Annotated in this window: 17 protein-coding genes; all 17 read right to left on the bottom strand. The window is 43.6% G+C overall.

Features of this window, described 5'->3' with window-relative positions; all coding sequences use genetic code 11:
* Positions 1-7: 7 nt before the first annotated feature.
* Entirely contained in the window at positions 8-370 is a 363-nt protein-coding gene (locus tag ACH6C1_RS07280) for a response regulator (protein WP_095217667.1), read from the bottom strand.
* Positions 371-396: 26 nt separating this feature from the next.
* A complete protein-coding gene (gene fliY / locus ACH6C1_RS07275; protein WP_374075994.1) occupies positions 397-1,524 on the bottom strand; it encodes a flagellar motor switch phosphatase FliY in 1,128 nt (375 codons plus the stop codon).
* Positions 1,517-2,518 carry a flagellar motor switch protein FliM gene (gene fliM / locus ACH6C1_RS07270; protein WP_374075992.1) on the bottom strand — a complete coding sequence of 334 codons (1,002 nt, stop codon included), beginning with the start codon at positions 2,516-2,518 and terminating at the stop codon, positions 1,517-1,519. The genes fliY and fliM overlap by 8 nt, the downstream gene beginning before the upstream one ends.
* A gap of 32 nt (positions 2,519-2,550) precedes the next feature.
* Entirely contained in the window at positions 2,551-2,964 is a 414-nt protein-coding gene (locus ACH6C1_RS07265) for a flagellar basal body-associated FliL family protein (protein WP_374075990.1), read from the bottom strand.
* Positions 2,954-3,133, bottom strand: coding sequence for a flagellar FlbD family protein (locus ACH6C1_RS07260; RefSeq protein ID WP_374075988.1), 180 nt, complete (start codon positions 3,131-3,133; stop codon positions 2,954-2,956). The genes ACH6C1_RS07265 and ACH6C1_RS07260 overlap by 11 nt, the downstream gene beginning before the upstream one ends.
* Before the next feature lie 77 nt (positions 3,134-3,210).
* Positions 3,211-4,035, bottom strand: a complete 825-nt coding sequence (gene flgG, locus ACH6C1_RS07255) for a flagellar basal body rod protein FlgG (RefSeq protein WP_374075986.1) — start codon at positions 4,033-4,035, stop codon at positions 3,211-3,213.
* A gap of 24 nt (positions 4,036-4,059) precedes the next feature.
* On the bottom strand, positions 4,060-4,503 hold the full coding sequence (locus ACH6C1_RS07250) for a flagellar hook capping FlgD N-terminal domain-containing protein (protein WP_095223122.1): 444 nt from the start codon (positions 4,501-4,503) through the stop codon (positions 4,060-4,062).
* The gene (locus ACH6C1_RS07245; RefSeq protein ID WP_374075983.1) at positions 4,500-5,882 is read right to left on the bottom strand and encodes a flagellar hook-length control protein FliK; all 1,383 of its coding nucleotides are present in this window, start codon (positions 5,880-5,882) and stop codon (positions 4,500-4,502) included. Before ACH6C1_RS07245 ends, ACH6C1_RS07250 begins: the two co-directional genes overlap by 4 nt.
* Positions 5,875-6,522, bottom strand: a complete 648-nt coding sequence (locus ACH6C1_RS07240) for a MotE family protein (RefSeq protein WP_374075981.1) — start codon at positions 6,520-6,522, stop codon at positions 5,875-5,877. The genes ACH6C1_RS07245 and ACH6C1_RS07240 overlap by 8 nt, the downstream gene beginning before the upstream one ends.
* Positions 6,523-6,525: 3 nt before the next feature.
* Positions 6,526-6,972 carry a flagellar export protein FliJ gene (fliJ, locus tag ACH6C1_RS07235; RefSeq protein WP_374075979.1) on the bottom strand — a complete coding sequence of 149 codons (447 nt, stop codon included), beginning with the start codon at positions 6,970-6,972 and terminating at the stop codon, positions 6,526-6,528.
* Between the two features lie 4 nt (positions 6,973-6,976).
* Complete coding sequence (gene fliI / locus ACH6C1_RS07230; protein WP_374075977.1) at positions 6,977-8,287, bottom strand: flagellar protein export ATPase FliI; 1,311 nt, start codon at positions 8,285-8,287, stop codon at positions 6,977-6,979.
* A complete protein-coding gene (fliH, locus tag ACH6C1_RS07225; RefSeq protein WP_374075975.1) occupies positions 8,287-9,033 on the bottom strand; it encodes a flagellar assembly protein FliH in 747 nt (248 codons plus the stop codon). The genes fliI and fliH overlap by 1 nt, the downstream gene beginning before the upstream one ends.
* Positions 9,026-10,039, bottom strand: a complete 1,014-nt coding sequence (gene fliG, locus ACH6C1_RS07220) for a flagellar motor switch protein FliG (RefSeq protein WP_095223116.1) — start codon at positions 10,037-10,039, stop codon at positions 9,026-9,028. The genes fliH and fliG overlap by 8 nt, the downstream gene beginning before the upstream one ends.
* 15 nt (positions 10,040-10,054) lie before the next feature.
* Positions 10,055-11,671 (bottom strand): flagellar basal-body MS-ring/collar protein FliF, encoded by a 1,617-nt coding sequence (gene fliF / locus ACH6C1_RS07215; protein WP_374075973.1) that lies wholly within the window; start codon positions 11,669-11,671, stop codon positions 10,055-10,057.
* A gap of 76 nt (positions 11,672-11,747) precedes the next feature.
* Entirely contained in the window at positions 11,748-12,047 is a 300-nt protein-coding gene (gene fliE, locus ACH6C1_RS07210; protein ID WP_374075971.1) for a flagellar hook-basal body complex protein FliE, read from the bottom strand.
* A 13-nt stretch (positions 12,048-12,060) separates the two neighbouring features.
* A complete protein-coding gene (gene flgC, locus ACH6C1_RS07205; RefSeq protein WP_374075969.1) occupies positions 12,061-12,516 on the bottom strand; it encodes a flagellar basal body rod protein FlgC in 456 nt (151 codons plus the stop codon).
* Positions 12,517-12,518: 2 nt separating this feature from the next.
* Complete coding sequence (gene flgB, locus ACH6C1_RS07200; RefSeq protein ID WP_095223112.1) at positions 12,519-12,917, bottom strand: flagellar basal body rod protein FlgB; 399 nt, start codon at positions 12,915-12,917, stop codon at positions 12,519-12,521.
* Positions 12,918-13,115: the final 198 nt, after the last annotated feature.

The following is a 13,115-nucleotide window of genomic DNA, read 5'->3' as shown; positions in this document are numbered from 1 at the left end:
CCTTTTTTTAGCTTAATGCTTTTTGAATTGCCTCTACAACACGATCTGCTTGGAATGGTTTAACGATAAAGTCTTTAGCACCTGCTTGAATTGCATCTATAACCATCGCTTGCTGGCCCATAGCAGAACACATAATAACTTTTGCATCAGGATATTGGCTTCTGATTTCTTTCATTGCAGCAATTCCATCCATTTCGGGCATTGTGATATCCATTGTCACAAGATCCGGAGTCAATTCCTTGTATTTTTCTACAGCCTGCTGGCCATCCTGTGCTTCCCCTACTACTTCAAAGCCGTTCTTTGTCAAGATATCCTTGATCATCATGCGCATGAATGCAGCGTCGTCTACGATTAAAATTCTGTTTCCCATATTTTCTCTTCCTCTCAATGGTCAAATTAGTTAATTGATTTCAATCTGTCTGTTTGGCTCAAGATGTCAGTTACACGTACACCAAAGTTCTCTTCGATGACGACAACCTCACCTTTAGCTATCAATTTATCATTTACATGTATATCCACAGGTTCACCCGCAAGCTTGTCCAATTCAACAACAGAACCGACAGACAGCTCTAGGATTTCCTTGATGGTGCGCTTCGTTCTGCCCAGCTCAACTGATACCTTCAGCGGTATATCCATCAGCAAGTCAAGGTTGCGCGGCTGTTCAGCAGGCGGAGCTGCTGGTGTATCAAAACTCGCAAATGCTGCTTGCTGCACATTTGGTGCTGGCTGAGCAGGCCGCTGCGGTGCACTCTGTTGTGGCGCAGCTTGCTGCATAGCCGGCTGTGTTTGACTTGGAGCAGCTTGCTGCTGTGGTGCAACTGTTTCTTCCGGCTCTGCTGGTGCTGGCTGCAACAGCTCGTTCACCATATCCTTGGCAAACTCAGTTGACAAAAGCTGCATGATAGAAGAATCTATCAGGTTACCAATCTTCAAATCAAAGGAGACACTTACTAGTTGTTCATCCTCAGGCAGTTTATCGGCACCAGTACCAGCAGAAAGGTCCATAAGTGCGATCGACGGCGGAGAAATATCAATTTTCTTACTGAATACAGTACTCATACTTGTTGCAGCTGCACCCATCATTTGATTCATCGCTTCCTGTACAGCGCTCTGATGGATTTCATTGAATTCTTCAGCTGGAGCATTTCCGTCTCCGCCAAGCATCAAGTCTGCAATTATAGCTGCATCCCTCTGCTTAATAACAAAAAGGTTGGCCCCTGAAAATCCTTCTGTATAGCTGACCTCAATCGCCACATTCGGCTGTGGGAATTTATCATATAGATCGGATCTTTTAATTACAGAAGTTTTTGGTGTCGTGATATCGACCTTTTGATTTAAAAGTGTCGATAGTGTTGTTGCCGAACTGCCAAATGAGATATTGCCAATCTCACCAAGCGCATCCACTTCCATAGAATCCAAATTTTCCTCAGGGAGGTGCTGCTCATCATCTGTGCTGCTCGGATTGTCGGCTGGTCCATTTAATAATGCATCTATTTCTTCTTGGGACAACATATTGTCACTCATTTTCTTCCCCCCCTGTTTCAATCTCTTCCATTATTTGTATCGCCATTTTATTTTTATGTTTACCTGGCTGAGCTTTGAATTTCACTTGATTATCCACTCTAACATCAAGAGGTCGGTCGATTTGCTGATTCAGCATTAGCACATCACCTTCCCTAAGGTTGAACAGCTCTTCCACATGAATCGATGTCTCTCCAAGGATCGCCTTCAAATCTATTGAAGCTTTCTGGATACTTGCGGATAGATCCCGCAACTCTGTTTCATTGCCTTGTCTGTCTACTGGAGCCTGCATCCAATAATGTATAGAAAGCTTTGATACAATCGGCTCCAGCACAACATGCGGGATACAAATATTAATCATGCCGGATGTTTCACCGATTGTAGAATTCAGTGTCACAACAACAACAGTTTCGTTCGGTGAAACCATCTGGAGAAATTGCGGGTTGACCTCGAACTCTTCTAATATAGGATCAACATCCTCTACGGATTGCCAAGCCGACTTTAAGTTTTCCATTCCGGATTCGAACAATTGCGTCATGAGTGTCGTTTCTATCTCAGTCAAGTTGTTGATCTTATTTACACTGCTGCCGCGACCGCCTAGAGTCCTATCCAGCATCGCAAAAGCGATGGTCGGATCATACTCAATCAAAATCTTGCCCTCAAGCGGTGCCAGACTGTACGTGTTCAATATAGTCATCGTCGGAATAGATCGTATGAACTCCTCGTAAGGCACTTGATCCACAGATGCGACCGATATTTGTACAAATGTTCGCAGTCTTGCCGAATAGAACGTAGTCAGCAATCTGGCAAAATTCTCATGAATTCGTGTGAGGCTGCGGATCTGATCCTTCGAAAAACGGAGTGCTCTTTTAAAATCGTACGTTTTTACCTTTTTGGCTTTCTCATCCTGTTTCAGCTCATCTGTATCCATCTCACCGGAAGATATAGCGGATAACAGTGCATCGATCTCATTCTGTGATAAGACCTCTTCTGCCATGCACGTCACCTCCGTTCCTGCTTTTCAGTGGTTTATTGTAGTACTTTGCTGATCGTATATACATCTTCGATCTTGCCTTCTTGCATTTCTTCATTCAATTTTTTCTTAAGGTTTTCTTCCAAGTCAGTCAATCCTGCCTGGAAATCCTCTTTGTTGATCGTAGTCATTTCCTTGATCACGATATTTTTCAGCTGGAACTGTCGTGCTGTTACTTCTTCTTTCGCTTTCTCGCCATCTGTGATGAGCTGGAATTGGATCCGGACGATACTGCCATCCTCCAAATCAGTGGTGATCTCATCTGTTGCTACTGAATATTCAGCAAGCTCAGTTGCCGAAGGTTCTTTAGCCTCCGACGTAGGGCTCGTGAAGAAATTCCATGCTGCAAATCCGCCAGCCCCTAAGATCACGACAACCGATAAAATAATAATGATAACTTTAGCGTTCATTTTTTTCTTGTTTCTCCTTCACACCAATCAAACCGATAGATCGATAGAATTCGCGTATTTTTCTCGCTACTTCTATCTCCGACTCCCGAACAATGATCTTCTTGCTGGATGTAAGTGTGATCGTTGTGTCAGGAAAGGATTGTATCTGTTCGATGAATAGTGCATTCAATGTTAATGATTCTCCATTTAATCTTGTTAGCTGAATCATGCTATGAAAGGGAGCTTTTAACTCCCTTCACCCCCCTTTTAACGTTTCAGGTTAACAAGCTCTTCCAAGATTTGATCGGATGTAGTAATGATTCTAGTATTTGCCTGGAATCCACGCTGCGCGATAATCATATTCGTGAACTCTTCTGATAGGTCGACGTTGGACATTTCTAGAGCACCGGATACGATGTCAGCTGTACCATTTTCACCTGGTGCAGAAATACCCGCTTCTGACAGACCAGCATTCGCAGAATTACGATAGGTGCTGTTTCCATTTTTAACAAGACCATCTGGATTGGAGAACTTTGCTAATCCGATAGTTCCAGCTGTTGTTAATTCTCCATCAGCTGAATTATATTGAACCTGACCTTGACTGTTGATACTAATATTAGTAGCTTCTTTATCTATCGTTATTGCTTGACCGTCAATACCAAGAAGGAAAAGCCCGCTGCTATTAACAACTCTGCCTTCTCCGTCAAGGTAGAAGTTCCCTGCTCTTGTAAAACTGACAGTATTTGCATTCAAATCGTCATTTCCTGTAGGAGACGAAGATAGAACAAACATTCCATCTCCTTCTAAAGCAAGGTCCAACGTTCGATCAGTAGTTTGACGGTTCCCTTGTGTATGTACATTATCAATGGAACCGACTTTTGAACCTAATCCAACCTGACTGGCATTTGTCCCACCAGTTGTTGCTGTAGGATCATTGGATGCTTTGATTTGCTGGTTCATCAAATCCTGGAAAGTAATTCTGCTCTTCTTATATCCTGACGTGTTTACGTTAGCGATGTTGTTACCAACCACATCCAAGTTTGTCTGAAAACCTTTCATACCAGAAATACCAGAGTAAAGAGAACGTAACATGCTTCATCATCCTTTTCTTATTTATTATTCGTTGCTTACCTTCGTTACAGCGTCTGCATAAATTGACTTTCCATTTTCGAGCTCCAGCACGGCATAGCCGCCTTGCTGCGTCACAGCTGTAACCTTACTTGTAATGGTGTCGGTGATCTCACCTGTATCTAAGTCATATTCGTTATACGTTACTTGTTTATCAATCATATGACTGTACTGAAGCACAGGCGACATGACTGTCTGATTTCCAGCAAGAGACTGGACAGCTTCCGATATATTCATGACCTGCTCCAGATTAGTGAAGGAAGTCATTTGGTCCACAAACTTTGAATCATCCATTGGACTTGTAGGATCCTGATTTTGCAGCTGAACCATCAAGATCTGTAGAAAATCATCTTTATCCAGCGTTGCACTTGGAGTTCTAGTTTTTTGTGAGTCCAGATAATAGCTGGAGTCTATCGCTCCTGTAGTCGTCATATCTTAATCTCCTTTTGTTCAAGCAAAATGTCCGCAAAGGTGGATTGGTTTTCTTCATGAACTACATTTTCCTTCTGTTTCTGCTGCTGATTCGCCTGTTCCTCATCTTTTTCCTGGAACGTTTGCTGATCATAACTTTCAGCAGACGTTGTCTGGAATTGATCTGCTCGCTCAGCGATTGTTACCTGATGAGGAGAGAACATATGCTTGAGACTTGATATATTGGATTCCAGCAAATCTTTAGCCTGTTTTGATGTTGCAAGAATCTGAACGGTAATGTCTCCGTTCTCACGTACTAATTTCACTTGTAAGTCGCCTAAATTACCCGGCTTCAGCTGAATAGACAATTCCTTCAAGCCGTTTCTGTCAGATAAAATGCCGCTGAACTTCACTGCCTGTTCAAGCTTTTGGATAAGTTCCTCACTAGCTTTCTTCGGCGTCTGATCAGCTTGTTTCAAATGGAATATAAGCTGCTCCTGCTTTGGAACCTGGAACATGCTGACTTGCTTTTGATCTATAACCTGAGAATCACGCTGCTGTGTTACTGCAGTGCTCATCTGTATTTTTTCTTTTCCGCTATCGGCAGCCGCGTCCACAAGCTGACGAACCGCGTTAGCAGTCTCTGTTAGCTTTGTCCCCGACTGCTGCGTCAATGCTGTTTGATTTCTGGCAGCCTGGGATTCCAGCAGGCTGGATCCTGTCAGTGAACGATTCGATAGCACAGACAGTGTGTCACGTCTATCTAATTTAGCTGACAAGGTATCTGAAACTTCATCACTCACTGCATTCTGGACAGACGTACTATCGATAGCAGACTTGGAAGCTAGTGTATCTTTAATATTTAGCAAAGGGATACTCGAAAATTTTGAACCTGCAGCTATGGCTTGCAAAGAAACCATTCCTTTTTCACTATTGCTTACCATGCCTGTCACCGGAAGACTGCCCGTAGACAACTGCTCCTGCAATTGCTCAAGCTGAGCCATTAGGTCATTCACCGCTGACTCATTGTCTTTCGGTTTGATATTTCCCAAAACATTTTCTGCCATTTCTTTTAATTGCGTCGGCAGATAAACTGCTAGCTGATTCTCTCCAAATACTTGTTCCAGCAGTTCCCAAGCATCTTCAGGCTGCTCTTCAAGCTCAAGGGTGCCATCGGACGGAACTTTGTCGAATAATGCATCCAGAATAACCTGCATATCCTGCTGGTCTTGCACATCTAATTGCATCGTTTCACTGCCAGCTTCATTCACATCCGGTTCGCCTGTTTTGGAACTGACTTGCTGGAATAAACTTTGGAACACATCAGACGGTGCAGATGTCTTCTGCGGTACATTAGGAGTGGCACTTGTCGGGAGCATAGACATAATGACATTATTCAACTGCTTCTGCCTCCTTTTCCGCATCGTCGACCATTGCACTTGTATAAGAAGCTGCTGCCTCCGGATCCATTGCAGCAAGAACTGTACCCCGTTTTTTACCGGATAGTTCCTGAAGCACACCTAAAGCCTTCTCTTTATCCAGCTTACTGATGATTGCTGCTGCCTTTGCATCATCCATCTTACTGAAGGATGCAGCAGCTTCTTTAAATGGAGTCGCTGGTTCTTCTCCAGCAGCTGTCTCCCCATCGGCAGTAGCAGCTTGTGCTGCAGCTGTATCAGCTTCAGGTTCAGTGCCGTTAATTTGATTTTCCAGTTTGACGATTTGCTGATTCAAATCATCAATCTCCTTATTTTTAGCATCCTCTGTTTCTTTCATCATATCGATAGTCGCTTGCTGATCCTTGAGCTGCTGTTTCAGCTTTTCCGCATCTGCAGTATTGCCCGATGCTGCGGCAGAATCATCATTGACCATGTTCCCGATGACCGGAATACCAGAGGCCAGCTTTGCAACAGATACACCTGAGAACTCTAATATTGCAATCACAAGTGCTGCTGCCAGTACGACAGGTAATAAGAAGTAGAGGATAAATCCTTTTCCTTTGCCTTTTTTCTTTGGTTGATCTTGTTTTTGTTTTGCCATATACTATCGTGCTCCATTTGCTAAGAATTGGCGGATCGATATGTCATCCATCTGCTTATTTTCTTCTTCCTGCAGCTTGCGCCATGCTTCCTGCCTCTTCTTCTCTAGAAGCTTTTCGATCTTTTTCACTTCAATGTATGCTTCCGATAACAGCTCCTGTTTTTCCATCATAGCGTTACGAGCGAACTGTACAGCTATTTGGGCCCGGTCAATACGCCGGTTGATCGTTTCCAGGAAATCATGATGTTCAGACAGCCGCTGGATAGAAACAGAAGCCGCTAAGCCATTGGACAGCTGCTGTTCGGCATCTTCTTTCTTTTTGAGCAGTTCATACAAAGTAGTTGCTGCTGCTTCGAACTGCTGCTGCTTTTCTGCAAAAGCTTGCTGTGCGGTTTTTCGTTCCCGTTCCTTCATACGCAATATCTTTTCGAATACCTTTGCTTCAGCCATTACATCATCCCTTTCCCAGCAGCTGCTTCATGAGCTGAATTGTGTCTGGACGACTGGTAAACTCATGCATTCCTTGCTTTAGGAACTCCAGAATCGATTTTTGGTAATCGATTGCTTCATCGATCTCATTATTCGTGCCTCTTTTGTATGCACCGATTTGAATCAGTTCACGATTTTCTTCATATAGTGCAAGCATTGTCCGTAAACGCTGTGCTAGCTGGTAGACTTCGTCATCGGTAATTTGCGGCATCACCCGGCTAATTGACTTAAGGACATTCAAAGCTGGGAATTGCCCTTGCTCCGCTAATTTCCGATCTAAAACGAAGTGACCATCCAAAATACCTCGTACTGTATCGGCAATCGGTTCATTCATGTCGTCACCATCCACAAGCACGGTGTAGAATGCAGTAATTGCTCCAAGTTCATTTGTACCTGTTCTTTCAAGCAGTTTTGGCAAAGCTGCAAAAACAGAGGGTGTATAACCTTTTGTCGTTGGCGGTTCGCCTGAGGCAAGACCGATTTCACGCTGTGCCATCGCTACCCGAGTGACCGAATCCATCATCAAGTTGACATGCATTCCTTGATCACGGAAATACTCACAAATAGCAGTTGCAGTATAAGCACCTTTAATCCGCATAAGAGCAGGCTGATCAGATGTTGCCACAACGATTATCGACCTTTTGATGCCTTCCTCGCCCAAATCTTTCTCAATAAATTCGCGAACTTCTCTTCCGCGCTCTCCAATCAATGCAATGACATTGACATCGGCACTTGATTTCCGGGCTATCATTCCCAAAAGCGTACTTTTACCTACGCCGCTTCCGGCGAAAATTCCAACTCGCTGTCCCTGACCGACTGTCAAAAGACTGTCGATTACCCGTACACCAGTTTCCAGCGGTTCTAAGATTCGAGGCCTAGTCATAGGATTCGGCGGATTACGATCTGTCGTAAAGGATTTCAAGCCTTTAGGAAGCATACTGCCATCTAATGGCTGTCCTAGCGGATCAATTATGCTGCCAATCAAGCCATGACCTATCTTGATCGACAATGGTGAACTGGTCGCTTCAACAAGGCAGCCAGGCCCGACATCCTTCAAGGGAGCAAAAGGCATCAGCAGAACTTTTTCGTCATCAAATCCGACGACCTCTGCCAAAAACCTTTCTCCAGAACTTGAAGAAGGATGAATATAACAGATTTCTCCGACACTTGTGACCGGACCGTGTGATTCAATCAGTAATCCAACAACTCTATGGATTCTTCCATATCGTTTATAGGTATCTAATTTATCAAGCTCTTCAACGTATCGCCCTAACATCAAATAGTTTCCTCTCGCCTGATCTCAAAGAGCTTCTCGCGCAGGACGGTCAGCTGAGAATCGATACTCGCATCAATTCTTCCATGCTTGGTTTCAAGGATACAGCCGCCTACAGGCAAATCATGCTGAGGCATAATCATAAGGTCAAAGTCTTTTCCAGTGAGTAAAGTCAATTCTTCCTTCTGCTGCAGAACAAGTTCATAGCTATCTGTATGAACGTAAAGGCGTAGATCGCTCCGTTCCTTCCAGTCAGCAATCGCGCCTTTTACGATCGATAGATAGCTTTCCGGCTCTTTCTCAAGCTTTTCATGAAGAATCTTTTCTGCAAGTTTTAGCCCAAGATCAAGCAGTACGTCCTCACTGCTTTCAACCGTTGCCTTATAGTCTTGCTGCGCCATTTCGATCAACTTTTGTGCTTCTTCCATTTTAGCTTGATAGGATTGCAAACCTTCCTGCTGTCCAGCTTCAAAACCTTTCTGATATCCTTCCAGCTGTGCCTGCTCGATAAATTCCTGCCGCTCTGACTCCCATTGTATCCTTTGCTCTTCTATTGCCTTTTTGGCAGCTGTAAGCATTTGGTCAGCCTCTGTTTTGGCATCCTGGAGGTACTGCTCTGACCGTTCCTTCTCAGCTTGGAAAGATAAAGCTTCTTCGGTACCATCAGCTGTTTCAAGCGATATCTTAATAGGTTTTATACCAATTACTTTTGACTCTTTCACTGCAACTGATTGCCAGATATTAGACAATGATGTCATCTCCTCCGCCACGGGATATGATTATCTCGCCAACTTCTTCCAATCGTCGAATAACTGAAACAATACGGCTTTGTGCTTCTTCTACATCCTTCAAGCGTACAGGACCCATGAATTCCATTTCTTCCTTGAACGTCTGCGCCATCCGGTCAGACATGTTTTGGAATACAATATCTTTCACTTCATCGCTGGCCACTTTCAGTGAAAGCTTGAGGTCATCATTTTCCACTTCGCGAATGACACGCTGTATCGCTCGATTATCCAACGTGACAATATCTTCAAAGATAAACATGCGCTTTTTGATTTCCTCTGCAAGCTCAGGGTCTTGCACTTCCAGTTCATCAAGGATGGTCCTTTCTGTACTGCGGTCAACTCCATTGAGTACTTCTACAACGGCTTGGATACCGCCAGTCTGTGTATAATCCTGTGTCGCAGTTGCAGACAAGTTCTTCTCGAGTATTTGTTCTACCTGACTGATGATTTCAGGCGATGTACTGCTCATTGTAGCGATTCGTTTTGCAACATCAGCCTGCATGTCCTGTGGTAACTCTGACAAAATCTGACCAGATTGTTCCGGATCAAGATAAGAAAGCACCAGTGCAATTGTCTGAGGATGCTCATTTTGAATAAAATTGAGAACCTGCGTTGGATCTGCTTTCCTCGCAAAATCAAATGGCCTTACCTGCAGGGTGGATGTCAGCCTGTTCATAATTGCAGCAGCTTCATCCTCTCCTAAAGCTTTCTCCAGGATTGACTTTGCATAGGCGATTCCGCCTTGGGATATATAATCCTGAGCAATGGCAATCTGGTGGAATTGATCAATGATAGATTCCTTCTCTGCACTGTCCACTTTCTTGACCGAAGAAATCTCGAGAGACATGCGCTCTATCTCTTCTTCTGTCAAATGCTTATATACGTTCGCAGCCGTATCAGCTCCAAGAGAGATCATCAAGACCGCCGCTTTCTGTTTTCCTGTCAAACGTCCTTTCACAGCTGCCATTCCTTCATTGCTCCTTTAATCTTCTGCCATCCAGCTTCGTAATAATTTTGCGAAGTCCTCTGGTGACTCTTGTGCTAATTTTTCCAGTTGTTTTTGTTTCAGTGTGGATTCCGTTTCTTGAGTATCATCTATTTCTTCGACAACAACAGGTGTTGCTCTCACTTCTTCCTCCAGCAAATCCTCTTCCTCTTCTTGATTCCTTCTGGAGCGGATGAGCATGAATACGAGTACTGCTACAGCAGCCAAGAGAACGCCGCCAGCAATATATGCCCATACTGGAATTCCTGAACCTGCTGTATCATCTGCTTGTGAGCCCTGACTTGCAGCAAATGGCTGAAAGACTACTGAAACACTGTTTTCAGGATTTACGGTCTGAGCTACTTCTGCATCTACAGAAGTCGACACGATCGAATTCAGAATCGAGGTAATGCTTTCTTCTACTTGTGTTTGTTCTTGCTGTGTAAGCTGTTGAGCCTCTCCGTTCTGGGCTTCAGTGTTCTTGTTGCTGTCAACAGCGACTTGAATGCCTATATCTCGAATGCTGTAAGGACTCTCGGTAATTTCTTTCTTTATCTTGTTAAATTCATAGTTCACAGATTCTTTCACATTGTTATAAGCGCCGTCTCCGGTAGTTTCGTCCTCGGCAGCTACATTCGGAACCTCTTCTTCACCAGTTCCTGCAACCCCGCCCTCTTCCGTTGGTTCGCCTTCATATGTTTCTGTGATAGTCTCCACACTTACCGGCAGACCTTCATTATTTTCTTCGTCCACAGGCTCAACAAGTTCTTCCGTACGTGTTTCCTGATCAAAGTCGATATCCGTTGTTACCGACACACGAACATTCTCCGCACCAACCATGGCAGCCAGCATTTGCTGCACGCGCTGCTGTATTCCTTGTTCAACTTCTTGCTTAATGCCCATCTGGTTTGTATAGGCATCGCCGCCAGCATTTGCTGCTGTATCCATGTTGATGTACTCAAAATCCTGGTTAGTAATGACAATATTTTCTTCAGGTAGATTTGGCACGGTCTTCGAAACCAATCGATACATTGCTTCTACCTGTTCGGGCTGAAAGTCATACCCTGTTTCTGTATTCAATACGATCGATGCAGAGGCTTGTTCTTGCTCGTCCGTTACGAATACGGGATCAGTAGGTTTATTTATCAGTACTTCAGCACTCTTGATTCCGTCTATATTGGTCAAAAGCGTAGACAATTCTGTCTGCAAGGCATCCAATTTAATAACATCGAATTCGTTATCCGTCATACCCCATGAAGCGTTGTTGCTGAAGAAGGAGTAATCAATACTGCCTGTTTCCGGCAGACCCTCTGCTGCTAAATCTACAAGCAGTCCTTCAGCCTGTGTATCTGGTACAAGTATGGTCGATCCATTTCCTTCAAGCTCATACGTTACGCCCTGTGCATCCAATTCTTCTTTTATCTTCCCAGCTTCTTGGGCAGAAAGATCTTTATACAATGGAACCATCGTTTCTTTATTTGCAAAAAAAGATGTGATTCCGATGATTAGAATAAGAACAATCGGGGTACATATTAATAGTGCTTTTTGCCATCCAGGTCTTGTCTGCCAAAAACTAGTTATCTTTTCTTTGTAACTTGCAATTCGCTGATTCATCTTGTTCCCCCAAAGCATAGGTCAAATTCATAATAAAAGCATATCTACTTTGACTGAGGATACGTCCTATATCCTTCTACATAGACATGCGCATCATTTCTGTATAAGCATCGATTGCTTTCTTCTGTACTTGTACAGCTGCATCCAGTGCTACACTTGCTTTTTGAGACGCAATCATAACATCATGCAGGTTATCAATCTTTCCTGCAGCAAGATCTTGAGTCATCTTATCCGATGCTTGCTGTGTTTCATTCAAGCTATCGATTGCAGATTTTAAGCTTTCCGTAAAGCTTGATTGTGCCTGAGCTGGCGTTGCCTGCTTTATGTTAGTCAGACCGCTCGTGCCGGCCAATCCGCCGATTCCTTCAACTGCCATTAGTCATCCTCCTTTATTTTCCGATTTCCAAAGCTTTTTGTAGCATTCCCTTGGTTGCATTCATGGCTGTGACGTTAGCTTCATATGACCGTGTAGCACTCATCAGATCTGTCATTTCCTTCAAAGGGTCAACATTTGGCATTGCTACATACCCCTCATCGTTCGCATCAGGTGAAGTTGGGTTGTAAACCATCTGAAATTCCGTTTCATCCTCAGTGATTTCAGAAACCCTTACACCGTTAGAACTAGTTGGATTGCCTTGCGCTCGTTCAAGGAATGAAGAGAAACTGTTTGTATTCTGAGTCTCCAGGGAAACCATCTTACGTCTGTACGGAACATAGTTCCCGTTTTCGTCAATGGTTGCTCGTGTCGTCTCTGCATTCGCAATATTGGATGATACAACATCCATCCGCAAACGCTGCGCCGTCAGCGCACTTGCACTAGTATTTAAGGAAGAAAAAATCGTCAAACCTAATTACCTCCTGTAATTACTTTTGATAAGCTATTGAATTTTCCGCTCATCCGGTCAACAAGCGCCTGATAGTATAGTTGATTATCCGCTAATTCGGACATTTCCTTATCGATATCTACGTTGTTCCCACTGTTGGTATAGGAGGTATCCTCCTGCTTGGTTACCTGGAATTCCGATGCTGACTCTGTACTGCCGAATACCAAATGCTTCGGATTCGTACGTTTTGCGGTAAATCCTGCGTCCATCGTCTCCTGCAATGTATCTTTAAATGAAACTGTTTCTGTCTTATACCCAGGTGTATCTGCATTAGCTATATTATTAGCAATGGTCTGATTTTTAAGATTGGCATAATCTAATGATCGATCCAACGATTGAATCGTTTTGCCATATAGGTCCATCGTAGTCCCCCCCAGAGTGCTATGTTTACCGTCGAATCAGCTCTAATGTACACGATAATTGTATTGAAACGAGGAAGATGTGTCTATATATTCTATGATAATTTTCTTATATATGTAAAAATGGTCTAAGCATACTAATCCTTTGTACCTATTCATTAACCAGTAGCTTACAGAAATCAAGGTAATATAGGTATTAAC

Source organism: Terribacillus sp. JSM ZJ617, from assembly GCF_044383785.1.
GTDB lineage: Bacteria > Bacillota > Bacilli > Bacillales > Amphibacillaceae > Terribacillus.
Note: the sequence above shows the minus strand (reverse complement) of the source record. Positions and strands in the feature narration are given on the sequence as shown.